This window comes from Streptomyces sp. NPDC111744 (assembly GCF_055634995.1).
In genome coordinates this window covers 210,944-231,592 of record NZ_JBVKCG010000016.1, presented here as the reverse complement: position 1 = coordinate 231,592, position 20,649 = coordinate 210,944, and the positions used below count along the sequence as shown (strand labels likewise).

General features: G+C 71.5%; 20 protein-coding genes and 3 pseudogenes. 7 read left to right on the top strand and 16 right to left on the bottom strand.

The genetic code is table 11. The features are described 5' to 3' along the window. From ACZ7OO_RS30950 to ACZ7OO_RS30905, 10 genes and pseudogenes are all read right to left on the bottom strand, one after another. A pseudogene (locus ACZ7OO_RS30950) lies at positions 1-152 on the bottom strand (sulfate adenylyltransferase subunit CysD); the annotation flags it as partial. After that, positions 149-685, bottom strand: a complete 537-nt coding sequence (gene cysC / locus ACZ7OO_RS30945; RefSeq protein WP_471509754.1) for an adenylyl-sulfate kinase — start codon at positions 683-685, stop codon at positions 149-151. The pseudogene ACZ7OO_RS30950 and the gene cysC, both read right to left, overlap by 4 nt. Positions 686-729: 44 nt before the next feature. Continuing rightward, positions 730-1,440: a phosphoadenylyl-sulfate reductase gene (locus ACZ7OO_RS30940; RefSeq protein ID WP_471509752.1), complete on the bottom strand. Its 711-nt coding sequence runs from the start codon at positions 1,438-1,440 to the stop codon at positions 730-732. After that, entirely contained in the window at positions 1,437-1,625 is a 189-nt protein-coding gene (locus tag ACZ7OO_RS30935) for a hypothetical protein (RefSeq protein WP_352223108.1), read from the bottom strand. The genes ACZ7OO_RS30940 and ACZ7OO_RS30935 overlap by 4 nt, the downstream gene beginning before the upstream one ends. Continuing rightward, positions 1,622-3,319, bottom strand: coding sequence for a nitrite/sulfite reductase (locus tag ACZ7OO_RS30930; RefSeq protein WP_471509750.1), 1,698 nt, complete (start codon positions 3,317-3,319; stop codon positions 1,622-1,624). The genes ACZ7OO_RS30935 and ACZ7OO_RS30930 overlap by 4 nt, the downstream gene beginning before the upstream one ends. 124 nt (positions 3,320-3,443) lie before the next feature. Beyond that, on the bottom strand, positions 3,444-3,527 hold the full coding sequence (locus ACZ7OO_RS30925) for a putative leader peptide (protein ID WP_309500612.1): 84 nt from the start codon (positions 3,525-3,527) through the stop codon (positions 3,444-3,446). Between the two features lie 92 nt (positions 3,528-3,619). Then, positions 3,620-4,234, bottom strand: a complete 615-nt coding sequence (locus ACZ7OO_RS30920; RefSeq protein WP_471509748.1) for a GNAT family N-acetyltransferase — start codon at positions 4,232-4,234, stop codon at positions 3,620-3,622. Between the two features lie 43 nt (positions 4,235-4,277). Beyond that, entirely contained in the window at positions 4,278-5,612 is a 1,335-nt protein-coding gene (locus ACZ7OO_RS30915) for a hypothetical protein (RefSeq protein WP_471509746.1), read from the bottom strand. Between the two features lie 208 nt (positions 5,613-5,820). Beyond that, positions 5,821-7,113 (bottom strand): GAF domain-containing protein, encoded by a 1,293-nt coding sequence (locus tag ACZ7OO_RS30910; RefSeq protein WP_471509744.1) that lies wholly within the window; start codon positions 7,111-7,113, stop codon positions 5,821-5,823. A gap of 280 nt (positions 7,114-7,393) precedes the next feature. Next, on the bottom strand, positions 7,394-9,037 hold the full coding sequence (locus ACZ7OO_RS30905) for an acyl-CoA dehydrogenase family protein (protein WP_471509742.1): 1,644 nt from the start codon (positions 9,035-9,037) through the stop codon (positions 7,394-7,396). Positions 9,038-9,189: 152 nt separating this feature from the next. Between ACZ7OO_RS30905 and ACZ7OO_RS30900 the strand changes: the two genes are divergently transcribed. Then, positions 9,190-10,335, top strand: coding sequence for a YihY/virulence factor BrkB family protein (locus tag ACZ7OO_RS30900; protein ID WP_471509740.1), 1,146 nt, complete (start codon positions 9,190-9,192; stop codon positions 10,333-10,335). Between the two features lie 253 nt (positions 10,336-10,588). Further along, a complete protein-coding gene (locus tag ACZ7OO_RS30895) occupies positions 10,589-11,260 on the top strand; it encodes a helix-turn-helix domain-containing protein (protein WP_471509738.1) in 672 nt (223 codons plus the stop codon). Here the strand turns inward: ACZ7OO_RS30895 and ACZ7OO_RS30890 are convergent. Both ACZ7OO_RS30890 and ACZ7OO_RS30885 read right to left on the bottom strand, forming a co-directional pair. Next, a complete protein-coding gene (locus ACZ7OO_RS30890; protein WP_471509736.1) occupies positions 11,249-11,644 on the bottom strand; it encodes a VOC family protein in 396 nt (131 codons plus the stop codon). The genes ACZ7OO_RS30895 and ACZ7OO_RS30890 overlap by 12 nt on opposite strands. A 51-nt stretch (positions 11,645-11,695) precedes the next feature. Beyond that, positions 11,696-12,328 (bottom strand): VOC family protein, encoded by a 633-nt coding sequence (locus ACZ7OO_RS30885; RefSeq protein WP_471509734.1) that lies wholly within the window; start codon positions 12,326-12,328, stop codon positions 11,696-11,698. 97 nt (positions 12,329-12,425) lie between these two features. Here ACZ7OO_RS30885 and ACZ7OO_RS30880 point away from each other — a divergent pair, with 97 nt between their 5' ends. From ACZ7OO_RS30880 to ACZ7OO_RS30865, 4 genes are all read left to right on the top strand, one after another. Further along, positions 12,426-12,968, top strand: a complete 543-nt coding sequence (locus tag ACZ7OO_RS30880; RefSeq protein ID WP_471509732.1) for a membrane lipoprotein — start codon at positions 12,426-12,428, stop codon at positions 12,966-12,968. Between the two features lie 31 nt (positions 12,969-12,999). After that, entirely contained in the window at positions 13,000-13,650 is a 651-nt protein-coding gene (locus ACZ7OO_RS30875; protein ID WP_471509730.1) for a ThuA domain-containing protein, read from the top strand. A gap of 158 nt (positions 13,651-13,808) precedes the next feature. Beyond that, positions 13,809-14,675, top strand: coding sequence for an isocitrate lyase/PEP mutase family protein (locus tag ACZ7OO_RS30870; RefSeq protein ID WP_352223120.1), 867 nt, complete (start codon positions 13,809-13,811; stop codon positions 14,673-14,675). After that, positions 14,672-14,917: a hypothetical protein gene (locus ACZ7OO_RS30865; RefSeq protein ID WP_471509728.1), complete on the top strand. Its 246-nt coding sequence runs from the start codon at positions 14,672-14,674 to the stop codon at positions 14,915-14,917. Before ACZ7OO_RS30870 ends, ACZ7OO_RS30865 begins: the two co-directional genes overlap by 4 nt. Positions 14,918-14,977: 60 nt before the next feature. Here ACZ7OO_RS30865 and ACZ7OO_RS30860 read toward each other — a convergent pair whose 3' ends face one another. The 3 genes and pseudogenes from ACZ7OO_RS30860 to mmuM all read right to left on the bottom strand — a co-directional run bounded on the left by ACZ7OO_RS30860 (position 14,978) and on the right by mmuM (position 16,679). Then, positions 14,978-15,181, bottom strand: a complete 204-nt coding sequence (locus tag ACZ7OO_RS30860; protein WP_471509726.1) for a hypothetical protein — start codon at positions 15,179-15,181, stop codon at positions 14,978-14,980. A 30-nt stretch (positions 15,182-15,211) separates the two neighbouring features. Next, positions 15,212-15,708: pseudogene (locus ACZ7OO_RS30855) on the bottom strand (substrate-binding domain-containing protein); the annotation flags it as partial. Between the two features lie 53 nt (positions 15,709-15,761). Beyond that, on the bottom strand, positions 15,762-16,679 hold the full coding sequence (gene mmuM, locus ACZ7OO_RS30850) for a homocysteine S-methyltransferase (RefSeq protein WP_471509724.1): 918 nt from the start codon (positions 16,677-16,679) through the stop codon (positions 15,762-15,764). A gap of 129 nt (positions 16,680-16,808) precedes the next feature. Between mmuM and ACZ7OO_RS30845 the strand changes: the two are divergent. Next, positions 16,809-18,204: pseudogene (locus ACZ7OO_RS30845) on the top strand (amino acid permease). 231 nt (positions 18,205-18,435) lie between these two features. On the opposite strand, the gene ACZ7OO_RS30840 reads toward ACZ7OO_RS30845, so the two are convergent. Continuing rightward, entirely contained in the window at positions 18,436-20,553 is a 2,118-nt protein-coding gene (locus ACZ7OO_RS30840) for an autotransporter (RefSeq protein ID WP_471509722.1), read from the bottom strand. Between the last annotated feature and the right edge of the window lie 96 nt (positions 20,554-20,649).

The following is a 20,649-nucleotide window of genomic DNA, read 5'->3' as shown; positions in this document are numbered from 1 at the left end:
TCCTTGCCGCCGGAGAACAGGATCACCGGCCGTTCGAACTCGCCCGCCACCTCACGCAAGACATGGACCGCCTCGGACTCCAGCGCGTCCAGGTGCGAGAGGGCGTACGGGGTGTCCGTGCCCTCCTCATGGGTTGCCACGGTCGCCGTCATGCCAGTCCCTTCTCGCCGAGCAGGGCGTACACGGACGCCGCGGACTCCTGCACGGTCTGGTGCTGCGACTCGATCCGCAGATCGGGCGTCTCGGGCTCCTCGTACGGGCCGTCGACCCCCGTCAGCCCGGTCAGTTCACCGGCGGCCTGCTTGGCGTACAGGCCCTTCACATCGCGTACGGAGCACACCTCGACCGGGGTCGCCACATGCACCTCGACATAGGCGGTGCCGTTCTCCTCGTGGCGCTTGCGCACCGCGTCCCGGCTGTCCGCGTAGGGGGCGATCACCGGAACCAGCGCCTTCACGCCGTTGCGGGCCAGCAGTTCGGCGACGAAGCCGATGCGCTGCACATTGGTGTGCCGGTCCTCACGGCTGAAGCCGAGGCCCGCCGAGATGAACTCGCGGATCTCGTCGCCGTCGAGCACCTCGACGAGATGGCCCTCCTCGCGGAGCCGGGCCGCCAACTCGTACGCGATGGTGGTCTTGCCGGCGCTCGGCAGACCCGTGAGCCAGACGGTGGCTCCGGTCGTCACGTGATTCTCCAATGTCGTAGGTGTCGTAGGCACGGTCATGGGGATCAGGTGTGCAGGCCGCACTCGGTCTTGGCGCGGCCCGCCCAACGGCCGGCGCGCGCGTCCTCGCCCTCCAGCACCCGACGGGTGCAGGGGGCGCAGCCGACCGAGGTGTAGCCGTCCATCAGCAGGGGGTTGGTCAGTACGCCGTGCTCTGCGACGTACGCGTCCACGTCGTCCTGGGTCCAGCGGGCGATCGGGGAGATCTTGACCTTCTGCCGCTTCTCGTCCCAGCCGACGACCGGGGTGTTCGCCCGGCTCTCCGACTCGTCGCGGCGCAGCCCGGTCGCCCAGGCCGTGTAGTTCTCCAGGCCCCGCTCCAGGGGCAGCACCTTGCGGAGCCGGCAGCAAAGATCGGGGTCGCGGTCGTGCAGCTTGGGCCCGTACTCGGCGTCCTGTTCGGCGACCGTCTGGCGCGGGGTGAGCGTGATGACATTGACGTCCATCACGGCCTCGACCGCGTCCCGGGTGCCGATGGTCTCCGGGAAGTGGTAGCCGGTGTCGAGGAAGACGACGTCGACGCCCTTCTGGACGCGTGACGCAAGATGGGCCACCACCGCGTCCTCCATGGAGGAGGTCACGCAGAAGCCCTTGCCGAAGGTGTCCACCGCCCACTGGAGGATCTCCAGGGCGGAGGCGTCTTCGAGATCGCGGCCGGCCTGCTCGGCCAGCGCCTTCAAATCGTCGGTGGTGCGGTCTTCCTGAGCTGTGGTCATATCTGTTCCCCTCCGGCTTCGGAGTGCTTCAGCCCCCGGGCGAGCAGCCCGAGGAACTTCAGCTGGAATGCGCGGTTGCAGGCCGCGCATTCCCAGGCACCGTGACTGCCTTCCAGAGCTTCGCTCGGTCGAAGGTCCTCGTCACCGCAGTAGGGGCAGTAGAAGGGGGCGGCCCGCTCGCTCATGACAGGGCCTCCTCACTGGCGCGGGATGCCCAGGTGGCGAACCGCTCGCCGTCCTCGCGCTCCGCCTGGAAGCGCTTGAGCACCCGCTCGACGTAGTCCGGGAGCTCGTTCGAGGTCACCTTGAGACCGCGGACCTTGCGGCCGAAACCGGCCTCCAGACCCAGGGCGCCGCCCAGGTGCACCTGGAAGCCCTCGACCTGCTCGCCCTGGTCGTTGAGGACCAGCTGTCCCTTGAGGCCGATGTCCGCGACCTGGATGCGGGCGCAGGCGTTGGGGCAGCCGTTGAGGTTGATGGTCAGCGGCTCGTCGAACTCAGGCAGCCGCCGCTCGAGCTCGTCGATGAGCGAGGCGCCCCGTGCCTTCGTCTCGACGATGGCGAGCTTGCAGTACTCGATGCCGGTGCAGGCCATGGTGCCGCGCCGGAACGGCGATGGCTTGGCGGTCAGGTCCAGCGCCTCCAGGGCCTCGACCAGCGACTCGACCTGGTCCTCCACGACATCGAGGATGATCATCTTCTGCTCGACGGTGGTCCGCACCCGGCCCGAGCCATGGGCCTCGGCGAGGTCTGCGATCTTCGCCAGGGTGGTGCCGTCCACACGGCCGACGCGCGGGGCGAACCCGACGTAGAAGTTGCCGTCCTGCTGGCGGTGCACACCGACGTGGTCACGCCAGCGCTGCAGGGGCTGGGCGGGCGCGGGGCCGTCGACGAGCTTCCGCTTGAGGTACTCGTCCTCCAGGACCTGGCGGAACTTCTCCGCGCCCCAGTCGGCGACCAGGAACTTCAGCCGGGCGCGGGTGCGCAGCCGCCGGTAGCCGTAGTCGCGGAAGATGCCGATGACACCGGCCCAGACGTCCGGGACCTCGTCCAACGGCACCCAGGCGCCGAGCCGGACGCCGATCTTCGGGTTGGTGGACAGTCCACCGCCGACCCACAGGTCGAAGCCGGGGCCGTGGTCGGGGTGCTCGACACCGACGAACGCCACGTCGTTGATCTCGTGCACGACGTCCAGGAGCGGGGAGCCGGAGATGGCCGTCTTGAACTTGCGCGGCAGGTTGGAGAACTCCTTGCTGCCGATGTACCGCTCGTGGATCTGGTCGATCGCCCAGGTGCCGTCGATGATCTCGTCCTCGGCGATACCGGCGACCGGCGAGCCGAGGACCACACGCGGGGTGTCGCCGCACGCCTCGGTGGTGGACAGGCCGACGGCTTCGAGGCGGTTCCAGATCTCCGGGACGTCCTCGATGCGGATCCAGTGCAGCTGGATGTTCTGCCGGTCGGTGACGTCCGCGCTGCCGCGCGCGAACTCCTGCGAGATCTCGCCGATCACCCGCAACTGCTGGGTGGTGAGCCGGCCGCCGTCGATCCGTACCCGCAGCATGAAGTACTTGTCGTCCAGCTCCTCCGGCTCCAGGATGGCGGTCTTGCCGCCGTCGATGCCGGGCTTGCGCTGCGTGTACAGGCCCCACCAGCGCATACGTCCGCGCAGGTCGTTGGGGTCGATCGAGTCGAAGCCGCGCTTGGAGTAGATCGTCTCAATGCGTGTCCGCACATTGAGACCGTCGTCGTCCTTCTTGAACTGTTCGTTTCCGTTGAGCGGGGTGAAGTGACCCATAGCCCACTGACCCTCACCGCGGTGACGGCTCACCTTGCGGCGGGGCGCGGAGGCGGCAGGGTTCTGCGGGGTGGCGGCCATGGCGATATACGTCCTTCGGACAGGTGGGAAGCGGCTCTTACCTGCGCCTGCGGGCGCGCGTGGAGGTCTGCGCGGCATTGCGCAAGGAGAGGTCTGGACAGGAAAAGGCGGCGGTGCTGTGCTCTCAGCCCGCCGGACAGATGGCGCTGGACATGCGGCCGAGGTCGACGTGCCGCCGACTCACCAAGGCGATTCCAGTTCCAGACATGACGGAAGCGTGTCACGCGGATCTCTGACCAGTCCACCATCGTCCGCGATCCGGACGGATCTATTCTGAATACTGAGACTGGGTGGTGTGGGTCACGCCCCGGGGCGTGTCGCCAGGTGGGCCTCCGGGTGGGCCCCGGGGTGGGCACCCGGCCAGGGTCCCGGCGCTGTGACGTCCGGCTCCTCCTCGGCCTTCGTGTCGAAGAGCCTGAAGCCCCGCCGCTGGTAGTTGGCCATCGCGTGCTCGCCGTCCAGGCTGCAGGTGTGCAGCCACACCCGCTTCGTCGGCGGCCGCTCGGGCCACCGCTCCGCCAGGTCCCAGGCGCGTGCGGTGCCGTACGAGAGCAGGTGACCGCCGATCCGGCGGCCCCGGAACGCCGGGATCAGGCCGAAGTAGACGATCTCCACGACCCCGTCGTCCTGCGGTTCCAGCTCGACGTAGCCCGCCGGGGTGCCCCGGTCGTAGCCGACCCAGGTCTCCACGCCCGGCCGCTCCAGGTGCTCCCGCCACCGGGCGTACGTCCAGCCCAGCCGGTCGGTCCAGCGGATGTCGCCGCCGACCGAGGCGTACAGGAAGCGGCTGAACTCGGGGGAGGGGATCTCGGAGCGGACGATCCTGACCGTGTCGTCCTGCGGCGCGGCGGCCGGGAGGAGGTCGGCGGGGGAGGTCTGCTCCAGGGACCAGGTGGTCACGACGATGCTGCTCATGGGGGCCAGGCAACCATCCCGGCCCCGGCCGTGTCGATGTCCGTCATCCGAGTGAGGCGTCGATCGAGCGCAGCGGCACCGAGAACAGCATCCGGTCCGTGACCGACCACACCTCGCCCGTGTCCGGGGCGTAGGAGAGCGAGCCGGTGCTCTCGGCCCAGCAGCGGTGCGAGGCGTCCGAGCCGCAGCGGGCCGCCTGTGCGCCCCCGGTGTCCTGGCGCCACAGGCTGCCGTGGCCGTCCATGGCGCCGGGGAGGTGACCGACATACCACTCGGAGGCGGTCGCGCCCGGCGGGCGGTACGACAGGACGCCCCGGATCTCCGAGGCACCGGTCCGGTACGCCTCGACCGCGTCCGCCCGGCCGGCGGCGTCGGTCGCGAGCGGTCCGTCGTGCCTGGGATTCTCGTCGAACGCGTACCGCCACAGCCGGGCCCGCTGGTGGCTGCCGGCGGGCGTCCACTCGGCGAGGGCCAGGCTGTCCGGGGCCGTCCCGCGGTCCACGGCGAGCGCACTCGGGCAGGGGGTGCCGGCCGTGGAGCAGGCTCCGGCGGTGAAGCGGTACGAGCCCACGGCGGGCATCACGTACCGGAAGCCGTCGGCCGACCAGCCGCCGGGCACCCGGCCGATCGCGTCGGTCAGTACCGAGGTGCGCTGGATGCGGTTGAGGTCGTAGACGTAGAACGCGTCGGCGCTGCCCGCGGTGGTGGTGACCAGCAGCTTGTCCTCGTACCAGACCATGCCGGAGATCTGCGAGGTCAGGCCCCGGTAGTTCTTCCCGTCGGCGCTGGGCACCGTCAGCAGGACCCAGGAGTAGGAGGGGTGCGCCGGGTCGTTGGCGTTCACGACCGCGACTCTGGCCAGCCCCCGGGAGGCGGCGGGGCCGCTGGAGGTGCTGTGTGTCCAGCCGGCCAGGACGACCCGGTTGGCGCCCCACAGGCCGTCGTCGTCCGCGTCGGAGGAGGTGGTCACCGAGGCCGGCTGCCAGTCGTCGGTGAGGGTGTCGGTGGGGTCCCAGCAGTACGCTTCGGTGGCCGCCGGGGTGACCGGCAGCGACTCCCGGTCGCCGGAGTCGCAGTCGGCCGCCTCGCGCAGGCTGTGGTCGGCGTCCGCCAGGACGTCGGCGACCCCGACCGTGCCGCCCATCGCCGAGGCGAGCCGGTCCAGCGAACGGCGCGGTACGAAATGTTCCTGAAGCTGCAGCCGCGCCGTGTCGGCGGTGGAGGTCAGTGGCTTCAGCGCGCCCGGGTCCTCGGCGACCGTGGCCTGCGAGGCGCTGACGATCGTGGCGGTCGCGGTGAGCGCCAGCGCGGTCCCGGCCAGGGCGGCGCGCAGTGCCGCGCCCCGCCTGCGCCGCCGGTGTCTGCCGCGATGCTTCATGTCTCCTCCCGAGGCGGGCCAACTGCGCCTGATGGTCCGTACGTTGATCGAGGAGCAGTTGGGGATGCCCGCACCGGGATGCTACGGCAGTCCGGGCGGCCGTACCGCGAAGACCCCGCAAATATGCGGAAGATGCGTCACCGTATGTCACGGATGCGTCAAATAAGCCCGGGGTTACGGGCCTTCACGCGGACATACATGCGGGCCTTCACCTGGACCGGGGGCCCGCTCCTCTCCTCGCCGCCACCGCCGGGGCGGTCGAGTGGGGCAGCAGGTCGCGCGGGTCGGCGGGGAGCAGCACCTCGATCTCCGCGTCCTCCCGGAAGCGGTACGGCCGGTGTTCGAGCAGCGCCCCCAGATAACGCCGGATCCTGGACATCTCGGCGCGCACGGTCACCGTCCGTGAGGCGTCCCCGAAGACGTCCTCGGCCAGCCCGGCCGCGCTGCGCCCGGTGCGCCGTACCGCCAGCAGATACAGCAACTCGGCGTGCCGGGGGCTCAGTTCCCGGGACCAGGAATCCGCGCCGCAGCCCACCGTCACCGAGGGCCGGCGCGGCTGGGCCAGGTCGAGCACCAGCCGGCCCCCACCCGGCTGCGCCGGCTCGTCCACCGCCCGCAGCAGCCAGCCCCCGCCCAGCGGCTCCACCGAGCACAGCCCGAGCGCCGGCAGCCAGCGGCGGCCCGGCGACAGGGACTTGGGCAGCGCGAGCCGCCGTGGATACGGCATGCCGGTGACCGCCGCCGTCCAGCCGTCGGCGTCCACCACCAGCGCCCGCCCGCCCAGCCGGGCCAGCACCGGCGCCGCGACCGCGCGCAGCCGCTCCAGCGCGTCCAGATGCAGCTCCCGCAGCCGGGCCTCGGCGAGTTTCGCCACCGAGTTGACCCAGGCCAGGGTGGCCGGATGCATGGTCTCCAGCGGACCGCTGACGTCCACCACGCCGAGCAGCCTGCCGTCCCTGGGGTCGGTGATCGGGGCACCGGAACAGGTCCAGGAGGTGTGGGTGCGGACGAAGTGCTCGGCGGCGAACACCTGCACGGGGCGGCGCACCACCGCCGGGGTGCCCACCCCGTTGGTGCCGACGACATCTTCGCGCCAGTCGGCGCCGAGTTCGAAGCCCAGCCCGTCCGCCTTGCGTAAGACCGGCGAGGAACCCTCGCGCCACAGCACCCGGCCTTCGGCGTCGGCCACCACCATGATGTGCTGGGCGACATCCGCGACCGAAAGCAACCCCTCGCGCAACACCGGCAGTACGTCCCTGAGCGGTGACTCCTCACGTCTGCGCCGGACTTCGTCGGCGGACAGCAGCCCCGAACGGAAGTCGTGGTCGGGGTCGACGCCGCTGCGCAGCATCCGCCCCCAGGACTGCTCGATCACCGGCCGGGGCGCGAACCGCCCACGCTGTCCGGCGAGTCTGGCCTCGCGTAGCTCGTTCAGTACCCGCGCCGCCTGCGTCGCGTCCACCGCGGCAAGTCGCGCCACGTCCTTCGGCAGGTTCCCCACTGAGGTCCTCCCGGACAGTCCTCGAAAAGGCATGGAAGAGTCTTGTCAAGCCGTCCGGGCGGCGGTTTCCGGTCCGACTGCGCGTCTCATACTGCCGTTTCCCAGCGCCGGAGGCACACGGTCCGCACACAGACATCGATATGTTGCAACCCCTTGCAACCCTGGTGAACGGACCGTGGGTGGCCGAAAATTGAGCCGACGCTACGGCGTCACTGGCCTGACATGGGCCGAGAAGCGGGGGTGGTGCCGTGTCGGCGCAGCACCACCCCCGCGTCCCTTTTCACGCGGGGATGCGCACCCTGGCCCGGTCCACCACAGCCGTGAGGTCCAAGCCGCCTGGCAGCGTGCCGAAACTCGAACCCCACTGGTTGCCCAGCCGCGACGCGCAGAAGGCGTCGGCCACCTCCGGTGGGGCGAAGCGGACCAGCAGGGAGCCCTGGAGGACGGTTGCCAGGCGTTCGACCAGCCGACGGGCCCTGGCCTCCATGCCCTCCAGGTCGGCCAGTTCGGAGAAGAGGTCCTTGACCGCGCGGTCCAGGCGGTGGTCGGCGCCGTGGGCGCGGCCGATCTCCTGGAGGTAGGCGTCCAGTGCTCCCGGTTCGCGCTGCAACGCCCGCAGGGCGTCCAGCGCCTGGACGTTGCCCGCGCCCTCCCAGATCGAGTTCAGCGGTGACTCGCGCACCAGCCGGGGCAGCCCCCACTCCTCCACATAGCCGTTGCCGCCCAGGCACTCGGCGGCCTCCACCGCGACCGGCGCGCAGCGCTTGGTCACCCAGTACTTGGCAGCCGGCAACGCCAGCCGCAGCAGGGCCCGTTCGGCCTCGCTCCCGTCGTCGTAGGCGGCTGCCAGCCTGAGGGCGAGCGTGGTCGCGGCCTCCGACTCGATCGCGAGGTCGGCCAGGACGTTGCGCATCAGCGGCTTGTCGGCGAGTTTCCCGCCGAACGCCTCGCGGTGCGTGCAGTGGTGCACGGCCTGCGCCACCGCCTGCCGCATCAGCCCCGCCGAGCCCAGCACACAGTCGAGCCGGGTCGCGGCGACCATCTCGATGATCGTCCGCACCCCGCGCCCCTCCTCGCCCACGCGCCGCGCCCAGGTGCCGTCGAACTCGACCTCGCTCGACGCGTTCGACCGGTTGCCGAGCTTGTCCTTGAGACGCTGGAGGAGGAAGACGTTGCGGGTGCCGTCCTCCAGGACGCGCGGCACGAGGAAGCAGGTGAGCCCGCCGGGCGCCTGGGCCAGCACCAGGAACCCGTCCGACATGGGCGCCGAGCAGAACCACTTGTGTCCGGTGAGCGTGTACGTCCCGGACTCGGCGAGCGGGACGGCGGTGGTCGTATTCGCGCGTACGTCGCTGCCGCCCTGTTTCTCCGTCATGCCCATGCCGAAGAGGACACCCGCCTTCTGGGCGGCGGGCCGCAGCTCACGGTCGTAGATCATGGAGGTCAGCAGCGGCTCCCAGGTGGCGGCCAGCTCCGGGTCGGTGCGCAGTACGGGCACCGCCGCGTTCGTCATCGACAGCGGGCAGCAGTTGCCGGCCTCGACCTGGGTCCAGACGAGGAAGACGGCCGCCCGGCGGACGTGCCCCGAGGGCCGTACCCAGCCGGTGGTCAGGCCCGCGCCGACGCCCTTGCCGAGTATCCGGTGCCAGGCGGGATGGAAGTCGACCTCGTCGATCCGGTGGCCGTAGCGGTCGTGGGTGCGCAGCCGCGGTGGGTGCTCGTTGGCCTGCGCCCCCCACTCCTGCACCTGCGCCGAACCGGCCGAGACGCCGATCGACGACAGTTCGGCGCGCACCTCGTCCAGCAGCTCCGGTCCGGTGTGCCGCTCCACGGCCTCGACGAGGGCGCGGTCGGCGGCGAAGAGGTCGTACCCGACCAGCGGGGGCGGCTGGTTGGTCACGGTGTGGGTGGTGGTGCCTGCCATGTCTGCGAACCTACCCGGGGCGACGGCGGTGGTCTCCAGCCTGACACAGCGGGTACCTCAGGTCGCCTCGCAAGATCCCGCCGAGTTCCGGAAGATCACGGCCGGGGCCCCGGAAGATGAGTACCGCCCCGGACGGCGGATACCGTTAGGGCGTGCAGCCAGCAAGCGATACCCCCGAGCGGCCCTCCGGCCGGCTCCACCGGGCCAGGGCCCTCTACCGGAACGTCTCCAAGCGCAGGACGGCCTGGCTGCTGCTCAAGGACACCGTCAATTCCTGCATGGAGTACCGCATCCTCGGCCTGGCCGCCGAGGCCGCCTTCTTCACTCTGCTGTCCGTGCCGCCGCTGCTGCTCAGCCTCATCGGACTGCTCGGCTACGTCGACGACTGGACCGGCGCCGACACCATCGCCAGCCTGGAGAACAACCTCCTGGACGCCTCCCGCACCGTCCTGTCCGACAAGGGCGTGAGGGAGATCGCGGAGCCGATCCTGCACGACGTGATGCGGGGCGGCCGCCCCGACGTGATCTCCATCGGTTTCCTGTTCGCCCTGTGGTCGGGCTCCCGCGCGGTGAACGTCTTCATCGACACGATCACCGTGATGTACGGCCTCGACGGCGTCCGGGGCATCGTGAAGACCCGGGTGGTGTCCTTCCTGCTCTTCATCGCGGGCCTGCTGATCGGCTCGGTGGCGCTGCCGCTGATGGTGGCCGGGCCGGACGCGGTGGTCCGGATCGTGCCGTGGTCGGCGACGGTCGTACAAGTCCTGTACTGGCCGGTCGTGATCGTTCTGTCCATCGTCTTCCTGACCACGCTGTACCACGTCTCCGTGCCGGTGCGGTCCCCTTGGATCGAGGACGTGCCGGGCGCCCTGGTGGCCCTGGCCATGTGGGTCCTCGGCAGCTTCCTGCTGCGCATCTACCTGACCAGCACCATCGAGGGCGCGACGATCTACGGCTCGCTCGCGGCCTCCGTCGCCGTGCTCCTGTGGATCGGTGTGTCGGCGTTCGCGGTGCTCGTCGGCGCCGCCGTCAACGCCGCGATCGACCGGGTCTGGCCGGCCGCCGCCACGGCCGCGGCCCGCGCCGCCAACGAACGGCTGCGCGAGGCCCAGGTCGCCGAATACGTCGCCCGCGCCGCCGCGGCCCGCGAGGCCCACCTCGACGATCCCGACGACCCGGACATGCCCTCCGAGTTCCCGGAGCGCTGGTCCCGCTTCCTGCCGCCCGAGGATGTCACGGCCCGCCTGCGCACCCATGTGAAGAGCAGCCACCCGCCGCACAAGCCGGAGAGAGGCTGAGGGAGCGCGAGGGCTGTCCGGCGGATCATGCCGCGGACGCGGGATATGGCACCCACTCCCCCAAAGGGGGGACCCCCAGCGGCGTTGGCGTCGGTCACCGACGTCCCCCAGCCTTCGGCCGGAGGTGCCCCCGCCGCGTCGACGCCCTCCTCCGCCTCGCAGCCGCACGCACCACACCCCGCTCACCGGCGTCGACGAGTCGCCGCCGGCTTCCCGCGACTTCATCCGCCCGGCAGGCCCTAGGCTGGCGTACGTGTACGAGGAACGGGCGTCCCGGCTCTCCGGCGCTGTCGTCTGGATGAACGCCCCCGGCGAGGACGGATCGGGGCGGGTGCTGCCCGACGGGTGCATGGACCTGCTCTGGCACGAGGGGCGGCTGCTCGTCGCCGGGCCCGACACGCATGCGTACGTCACCCAGGGCGTCCCGGGTGTATGGGTGGGCCTGCGCTTCTTTCCCGGTACCGCGCCCGCCTTTCTCGGAGTGCCCGCGCATGAGCTGGTCGATCGGCGTGTGGAGCTGTCGGAGCTGTGGCCGGCGTCCGTCGTACGTCGGCTGCGGGGGCGGGTCGAGGCCGCGGCGGAGCCCGCAGCCGCCCTGGAGGAGATCGCGCTGGAGCGGGCCGCCGCCCCCGACCCGTTGCTGGGCCGGCTCGTCCAGGCCCTGGACGAGGGGCGCCCGGTGAGCGCAGTCGCCGACGAACTCGGTGTCGGTGCACGCCAGTTGCACCGGCGCAGTCGCGACGCCTTCGGTTACGGACCCAAGACGCTCGCCCGGGTGCTCCGGATGCAGCGGGCCCTCTCGCTCGCCCGGGGCGGGATCCCGCTCGCCGAGACGGCCGCCCGGGCCGGGTACGCGGACCAGCCCCATCTCTCCCGTGAGGTGCGGGAGTTGGCCGGGCAGTCGCTGACCGGGCTACTCCGGTAGCGGAGCGAACAGGTCGACGCCGTTGCCGTCGGGGTCGTGCACCGTGGCGTACCGCTGGCCCCAGAAGGCGTCCCACGGCTTGAGCTCGCCGTGGTACCCGGCGCCGACCAGGTCCTCGTAGACGGCGTCCACCTCGGCCGGCGACCCGCAGCGGAAGGCGAGCCCCACCCGGCCGCCGGCGGCCGGCGGGCGCCAGGCCGGGTGGAAGGAGCGGACCGTCTCCTCGGTGTCCAGGGCGAGGGTGAGCCCACCGGGCAACTCGGCCTCGACATGCGGCTGTTCCTCGGCACCGGGCGGGAAGTCCAGGCCCAGGCGACGGTAGAAGGCGAGGGACGCGGTCAGGTCGGAGGCGACCAGACCGATCACGGCGAATCGTGGAGTCATGACGTCACCGTAGGCAGAAGGCCGAGCGCCGGTCTTGAAGGAATCGGACACTCAGCCGAAGGTCACGGCTCCCCGCGGGGTGTCGACGGTGAAGGAGAACGACAGCGGTCCCTCGGCCAGGGGCAGGTCCGTGCCCAGGGCCCTCAGCAGGGGGCGGAGTTCCGCGGGGTCGGGGGCGGTCGCGGACACCGCGAGCAGCGGGGTGACCGGCAGACCGGAGGCGGCCGGGTGGAGCGAGGAACCCCAGTCGATCAGGAACGGCACCAGGCCCGAGGGGTGCGCGGAGGTGCTGTCGGTCAGCCGCCACTCCAGCAGCGTCCCGTCGGGGCGGCGCCGGCTCATCGGGTGCGGGGTACCGGGGTCGTAGCCCCGAGCCCGCGCGGCCGCGACCGCCGCGTCCAGGTCCGGCGGGCTGATCGCCCAGGTCACCAGGCGGGCAGTGGTGAGCGCGTCGACACCGAAGGGGCGGGCGCCGGGCGGTACGGACTGCTCCGGGTCCGGCCCGATGATCTCCAGGTAGCCGGTGCCGCCCAGGGACACCAGATGGTTGCGGGTGCCGAGATCCGGGTGGACACCGCCGGCGGCTGGGGTCACACCGGTCCGGCGGGCGAAGTCGGCGACCGTCGTGGCGAGGTCGGGGGTCGCCAGCACCAGGTGGTCAAGGAGAGGCGGGGTGGCGTTCATCCAGGCCGAGGTTAGGCACAGTCGGGAAGGAGTCACAAGCGGCGGTGAGACCGGAAATCCCGGTGCCTGTGGAACACCTGTGCGGCACGATAGGCGCATGATCCGTGTCGTGCGCGTCCTGCCGCCGCTGCTCCTCGCCGCCGCTCTGCTGACCGGATGCGGTACCGAGAAGGCGGCCCCCGGAGATTCCGGCTCGCCCGCCGACCCGGCCGAACTCGCCTCCAAGGCAAAGGCGTTGGGTATGGACCCGGAGCTGGTCTACGTCACCGGGGCACCGGGGTTCACCCTCGCCCAGCAGTCCGTCGGCGTGCAGGGCGACGACGGCTTCTCCGCCTCCTACACGGACCGGACCGGCGCCGTCATCCACCTTTACACCGACCACCCGCGCTATGCCGGGCAGCACAAGTACGAGGTGACGAAGAAGGACTGCGTGGTGTGGCTGGAGGGCGAGGGCGGGGTCTCCGACGCGGTACTGGACAAGGCGGTGCACGCGATCCACCGCCCCTCCGCCGACGAACTCGACGCCCTGCTGCCCACGCCCGACCCGGCCTTCACCGACGACCGGCCGGTCCAGCGCGGCGACCTGTCGCCCAACGGCGACGGCGCACCCGACAACAGCGTGCCCACGCCCGGCCTTTGAGCCGTCGCCGGTCATGGGCGACCATGCGGCCATGGCCCCTCGACTGCTCCTCCACACCCGCACCACCGGCTACCGCCACGACTCGATCCCCGACGCCATCGCCGCCGTACGGGAGTTCCCCGATATCGACGTCGACGCCACCGAGGACCCGGCCGCCCTGGAACAGCCCCTGGACGGGTACGCGGCCGTCGTCTTCCTCTCCACCAGCGGCGAGATCCTGACCCCGGCGGGCCGTGCCCGGCTGGCCGCCTACGTCGAGGCGGGCGGCGGCTTCGCCGGCGTACACGCGGCAGCCTGCACCGAGTACGACTGGCCGTACTACGGCGAACTCCTCGGCGCCCGCTTCGCCCGCCACCCGGAGTACCAGCCCGGCAGGGTGCTCGTCGAGGACCACGACCATCCGGCGACCCGGCAACTGCCCGCCGTCTGGGACTTCACCGACGAGTGGTACGACTTCCGGGACAGCCCGCGCGGCCGGGTCCGGGTGCTGCTGCGCGCCGACGAGTTGTCGTACGACGGAGGCGCGATGGGGGACGACCACCCGCTGTCCTGGTGCCGTGAGCACGGAGCCGGACGGGTGTTCTACACGGCCCTGGGACACGCCCGGGAGGCCTACCGGGACCCGGGCTTCCTCGCCCATCTCCACGGGGGCGTCACCTGGGCGGCACGGCTCGGCAAGTGACGTTTCTCCGGTGAACCCGATCCGCCATTGGAGTGAGTAAAGCTCGCGCATAGAGACGGTCACGTGCATATCTAGAGATGCTCTTGTCTTGGCAAAGGGCTGCGAGACGCGAAGGCCGTCGAGCCGCCGAGCCACCCACCCACAGGAGGAGCCGGACCTTGACTTACGGGAAGAAGCTGCGCGAGCAGATCGCCGGGCCGGGGACCACCCCGTTGATCGGCGTGTACGACATGTACTCGGCGTCGATCGCGGCCAAACACTACGACGGTATGTTCGTCTCCGGCTTCGGCTTCGCCGCCTCGTACTACGGCCTGCCGGACATCGGATTCATCGCCTGGCCCGACATGGTGGCCTTCGTCCAGCGGCTGCGGGGCGCGTTCCCGCACCACCATCTCCTCGTCGACATCGACGACGGATACGTCGACCCAGAGGTCGCCTGCCACGTCGTGGAGGGACTGGAGCGGATCGGCGCCTCCGGGGTGATCCTCGAGGACCAGAAGCGGCCCCGCCGCTGCGGGCACGCCGACGGCAAGCAGGTGCTGCCCCTGGAGGAGTACCTGGAGAAACTGGAGAAGGTCCTGGAGACCCGCAAGGACCTGGTCGTCGTCGCCCGCACGGACGCCACGGACGAGCACGACATCCTGCACCGCGCGGAGCGGCTCGCAGCCACCGACGCCGACGTGGTCCTCGTCGACGGGGTCCGCAGCGAGGAGTGGATCCGCCGCATCCGCAAGGTCGTCGGCGACAAACCTCTGCTCTTCAACCAGATCGGCGGCGGCAAGTCACCCAGGCTCTCGCTCACCGAACTGGACGAGCTCGGTGTCGACGTGGCCATCTACTCCACTCCCTGTCTGTTCGCCGCGCACGAGGCCATGGAGAGCGCGCTCGGCGAGCTCAAGGCATCGGACGGCCGGCTGCCCCAGGTGGACGCGGCCGGTGGTGTCGGGGTCAAGGCGTCCACCACCCTGCTGGAACGCAACATCGCCCGGGAACGGCTCGACGCGCCCGAGGGCGTGGGCGTGTGAGGTGGTTTCCTACGGCTGTGGCGGCCGCGGCGGTGCTTCTCGGCCTGGCCGCGGTTCCCGCCCACGCGGGCGGGAGTCTGATCACGGTGATCGACAACTCCAACGCGGACTCGATCCTGGAGGTGGACCGCACGGCGAACATCCAGGCCGGGAGGGGTACGGCCGGCAGCGACCACGACGGCAGCGCCGTGGACGCGATCCAGGCGTTGCTCGGTGAGCCTCGTCAGGATGACGACGACTGAGGACCGCACCCGAGTGGGCGGCCGGACACTGTCCGGCCGCCCACGCTCGTCTCCGGGCGCTCAGTCCTCTTTCAGATCCGGGCGTCCGTTCTCGTCCAGCTCCACGTCCTCCTTCGGATGGTGCTCGTCGGTCGGGACGGCCACCGTGGCGTGGTGCTGGGCCGGGGCGACCGTGCGGGTGGTGGCCTGGGCGGAGCCCAGGGCCATGGTCACGGCGGCGGTGGCCAGGGCACCGGCCGCGGCGGTGCGCAGGGTGAGATCCATGGACTGGAAACGATCTTGACGAGGGCCCGGTCACCCTCGTACGGCTGAACGGGCAGGCGGGGCGGCCGTGCTCGCTCGCTCCACCAAGCGCGTCGACAGCTCGGTCCGGGTGCCCTCCGGACGGTCCGCGTGCGTCAGCCGCACCAGCAGCCGCAGCGCGGTCGCCGCCATCTCCGAGAGCGGCTGGCGGACCGTGGTCAGCGCCGGGGCGCCCCAGCGTGCCTCGGCCAGATCACCCGGTGGCGCAGCCCGGCCGAGGCGAGCGCCGAACGGTAGCCGGCCACCCGGGCGCCGCTGCACATCCTGCGCCGGTTGCCCGCGATCACCGCGATCCGCTCATGGCCGAGAGCGAGCAGGTGCTCGGCCGCGGACACCCCGCCCTGCCAGTTCACGGCCCCGACCGACACCACGCCCCCCGGGGGTTCGTGGACGGGCTCGATCAGCACGTACGGGACGCGGTGGTGGTCCAGCCAGGCGTACTGCGCCTGGGTCAGCGCGGCCAGGTGGGGAACTGCGCGATCAGCCCCCACGACCCGCAGTCGCGCACGGTGCCGGACCACCTACGGAGATCAGGCGACCCTCAAACCACCCGAGCGATCCCACTGATAGCCTCCGGCCCCACCCGACAGCATCCCCCGATCAACCGTGCCCCCGCATCCCGCCACCCCTGCACCTGCCCGGCGGCAAACGTCGACTCCCCGGTCCACGCGCGAGCCTCCGCGTCCCAGACCTCGCCGCTGTTGGGGTAGACGACCACCGGCTTCCCGGTGACCCGTGCCGCCACCTCGACCGCGGCGTCCACGTCCTCGGGCGCACAGCAGTTCACGCCCACGGCGATGACCTCGTCCGCATCGGCCGCCAGGGCGAATGCCTCCGCCAAGGCCTGCCCGGCGCGCGTCCGCCCACCCGCCACGCTGTACGACAGCCAAGCCGGCACCCCCAGCCCCCGCACCGCCCGCAGCAACGCCTCCGCCTCCTCCGCGTCCGGCACGGTCTCCAGTGCGAGCACATCAGGCCCCGCCCCGGCCAGCACCTCGAGGCGCGGCCGATGGAACCGCTCCAGTTCCTCGACGCTCAGCCCGTAACGCCCCCGGTACTCGGAGCCGTCCGCGAGCATCGCACCGTACGGCCCGACCGAGGCGGCCACCCACAGCGGCCGTACGATCCCCTCCGCCCGCGCCCGCCGTACCGCGTCCCGCCCCAGCTCCACGCTCAGCGCGAGCAGCCGAGTGGCCTCTTCATGGGAGATCCCGCGCTTGGCGAAGCCCTCGAACGTGGCCTGGTAGCTGGCGGTGATCGCGACGTCCGCGGCCGCCCTGAAGTACGCGAGGTGCGCGTCGCCGACCGCGTCGGGCCGGTCGGCCAGCAGCCGTGCCGACCACAGCTCGTCGCTCAGGTCGTGTCCGGCGGAGGCCAGCTGGTTGGACATACCGCCGTCGAGCACGACCGTCCCGGCGGCGAGGGCATCGGCGAGGCTGGGGGAGTTGTCGCTGGTCATGCCCCGACGCTAGTCGACCCGGTGTCGAACGACCGACCGTGTCCATTACATGAACAGATCGCCCACCATGTGGACACCGGTTGTACGATCACCCGACTTCCCCGCTCCCTGAACGTCTCCGGAACCGCAATGACAGTCCCCACCCCCGCTCCCACCCCGACGCCCACCGAGGCCGGGGAACCCACCCGGGCCTCGTCCGGTCCTCGCCGTACCTTCGGTCTCGCCACCGCGACCGCCCTGGTCATGGGCAACATCATCGGCGGCGGTATCTTCGCGCTGCCCGCCGCCGTAGCCCCGTACGGCACGGTCAGCCTGCTCGCCTTCGCCGTCCTGTCCGTCGCCGCCGTCCTGCTCGCCCTGCTCTTCGGCAAGCTGGCCCGCCGCAGCCCGGTCACCGGCGGCCTGTACGTCTACCCCCGCGACGCGTTCGGCCCCTTCGCCGGCTTCCTGTCCGCCTGGTCGTACTGGACGATGTGCTGGGTCAGCATCGCGGCGCTGGCGGTCGCGGTCGTCGGGTACGTCGACGTCCTGATCCCCCTGCACGGCAACCACCTCCTCGAAGGCGCCGTCGCCGTCGCCGCGCTCTGGCTCCCGACCGCCGCGAACTTCGCGGGCACCCGCTGGGTCGGCGCGGTCCAGCTCGTCTCGACGGTCCTGAAGTTCGTCCCGCTGCTCCTCGTCGCCACCGTCGGCCTGTTCTTCGTCCATGCGGACAACTTCGGCCCGTTCAACGCGTCCGGCGACAGCGCCCCCGGCGCCCTCGCCGCCGCCGCGGCCCTGCTCCTCTACAGCTTCCTGGGCGTCGAGTCGGCCGCGGTCAGCGCGGGCGAGGTGGAGAACCCGGAGCGCACGGTCGGTCGCGCGAGCGTCCTCGGCACGCTGGGCTCCGCCCGCCGTCTACCTCCTCGGCACGGTCGCCGTCTTCGGCCTGGTCCCGCACGACAGGCTGGTCGACTCCGGGGCACCCTTCGCCGACGCGGTCGACGCGATCACCGGCGGCCACTGGGGCGGCACCGCGATCTCCCTGGTTGCCGTCGCCTCGATCGTCGGCTGCCTCAACGGCTGGGTCCTGATGGCCGCGCAGATGCCGTACGCCGCCGCCCGCGACGGACTCTTCCCGAAGCCGTTCGCCAAGGTCGGCAACGGCGGAGTGCCCGGCTTCGGCGTCTGGGCGGTCGCCGTCCTCGGGACGCTGCTCATCGCCCTCAACTACACGGCGGGGCCGGACACCACATTCCGCGTCCTGGTCCTCATCACCACGTTCACCGGCTGCGTCCCGTACCTGCTCTCGGCCGCCGCCCAGCTCTACTGGCTCGCCCAGGGCACCCGGGACCGCGTCCGCCCACCGGCGCTGGTCCGCGACCTGATCGTGGCCGCCCTCTCCTTCGCGTTCTCCTTCTGGCTGATCGCCGGCGCCGGCTACGCGGCGGTCTACCAGGGCGTGCTGTTCCTGTTCGCGGGCATCCCGGTGTACGTGTTGCTGCGGGGGCGGCAGCCGCAGGACGCAGCCACCGGGGAGGTCTGATCCGTCGCCCTCGCCGGCCGGTGTCAGGCCTCCGTGATCCGGGCGAACGACGTCGCGGCGCCCCAAGCGCCGGTGTCCCGCGAGGACTGCGCGCACTCGCCTCCGCCCGCACGGATCGGGCATCACACGCACGCCCGACACGCTGCGGGCGCGTGATCCAGCCTTTGACGCGAGGGTGGATGACCTGGACGCGGCGGACGCCCTGACGGCGGGTAGCACGCGTGCGGGGCGTCAGGCCGCGTGCCGGCCGCCCCTCCGGCGTTCCTTCTTCGGGGTGCCCAGGCCTGCCTTCCGGGTGCGCAGGGCCGCCGGGACCATCAGGCCGCCGAGGAGGCCGAGGGCCAGGGCGTACGGCCACCAGCCGAAGGCCTGCGACGAGTCGGCGGCGGTGCGGGTGGTCACCGTCGGGGGCGCAGTGGACGGGGAGTCGGCGCTGTCGGTCTTCGGGGCGGCCTTTGCCGGCTGCGGGTTCAGGACCACGTCGTTGCCGTCGCCGCCGCGGTAGCTGATCCGGTAGACCGTGTCGGCCAGCTTGACCTCGGCGCCCTCGCGCAGACCGTCGAAGGAGCCGGTGGTGCGGGCCGTACCGGTGTGGTCGATCACCGTGATGCGGCGGGCCGGGGACGTGCCCGCGGCGGACAGGTCGAAGGCGCCGGCCAGGCTGAGGCGGCCCGTCACCTTCAACGGCTTGTCCCGCAGGATCAGTTCGCCCCGCTTGTGCTGGATGTAGTCACCCCGCACCGTCAACCCGCTCGTCACCAGGCCGTCGTCGGTCACCGAGCCCCGTACGGTGCCGTTGCCGGACAGGCCGGTGGCGACTCGCAGGCCCGTGGTGCCCACGTCGAGCCGGGCGGTCGCCGACGTGAGCCGGATCGCCTTGCTGTGCAGGAGAGTCGCTCCGGAACGCAGCGCCAGCGTGCCCCTGCTCACGGTCGTCGTCCCCGTGTACGTCACCGCGCTCCCGCTCAGCGTGGTCGTCGCCGTGCCCGACTGGACCAGCGACCCCGCGCCTCCCACGTACTCGAGGGTCACGGGAGTCGAGGTGTTTCGGACGTACAGCGTGCCGTCGTTCACGATCCGGCGTTGCTCGGTGCCGGTCAGCAGGGAGCCGTCGCCGCCCTTGGCGCCCGAACCGAGGCGCAGCACCGCGCCCTTCTCGACCGTGGTCGAACCGTCGTAGTCCTGGGCGGCCGCGAAGGTCACGTCGTTGCCGCGGGTGCCCGCGATCACGATGTCCCCGGCGCCGGGCGCGGCCAGTGTGTCGTGGTAGCGGCCGCCGCCGATCGGGGCGCCCAGCGTCACGGGGCCGTCGTAGTCGAAGGTGAGCCGCGACCGACGCCCACTGGCCGCGTGCAGGTTGATGTAGACGGTGTCCTTCGTACCCGGCATGAAGTTGCGGTGGGTGGTGCCGTCGCCCCAGTGCACGTCGGCGCCTTCGATGTTGGTGCCCCGCTTGTTCAACTGGTGTGTGGCTGCCGTCCAGTTGAGGGCCGGATCGCTGAGCGACGGGTTGGTGTCGCCGCCCCGGTCGCTGTAGCTGTACTGGCCGGTGAGCACCACCTTGCTGCCCGGCCGCGAGTGGACGTTGACGTCACTGCCGTACTCCCGCTGGTAGAAGTCCTGCCTGAGGGTGATCATCTGGTTCAGCGGGGTGTCGATGATCCAGGAGCCCTGGTTGAGGATCGCGCGGGCGTGGGGCAGCGCCACCGGGTACTCCGGGCGGCCGACGGCCATGCCGGTGCCGTTGTCGATGACCCCGGAGAACGGGTGGGTGCCCGCCAGGTCGAGGGTGCCCCACATGTTGCGGGGCTGGGTGACCAGGCCCGAACCGCTGATCGTGCCGATGTTGAAGGTGCGGGTGAGGGACAGCCGCAGGGTGCCGTCGACCCGGACGTTGAGCTGGTTCAGCTGGTAGCCGGGCGTGTTGTACGGGAAGTGGCCGACCAGGCCGGTGCCGCCGCCCGTGCCGTACTGCAGGGTCGTACCGCGCTCCACCGTGATCGCGGGCGGGTCGGGGCGGGTGACGGTCGTATACGGGTGGTTGCCGCCCTGGGTGCGTACCACCTGCCGTTGCCGGGACTTCGGCAGCGTGAAGTCGCTGTCCTTGGTGAGGACCAGCGTGCCGCCGCCGCGCACGGTGAGGGTGCCCTCGCCGTGCAGGACGCCGTCGTACGTCGTCGTCCCGGCCGGCACGGTGACGACCGTGTCGCCGGTGAGGGTCACGTCCCGGTCGGCGAGTACGTCGGCGGTGATGTCCCGAGGGCCGGCGGCGGACGCCGGGGGAGCGGAGGCCAGAAGGGCGGCGAGGGCGCCGACGGCTGCTGCGGTGGTGTGGAGGTGGCTGCGCACGTCATCGGAGACGCGGTGGAAGGCGCCGGATAACAGAAAACGCGGCCGGGCGGCGGTCGGTTGGAAATCGCTTTCCCCCTTGTCTGGTCAGACCCG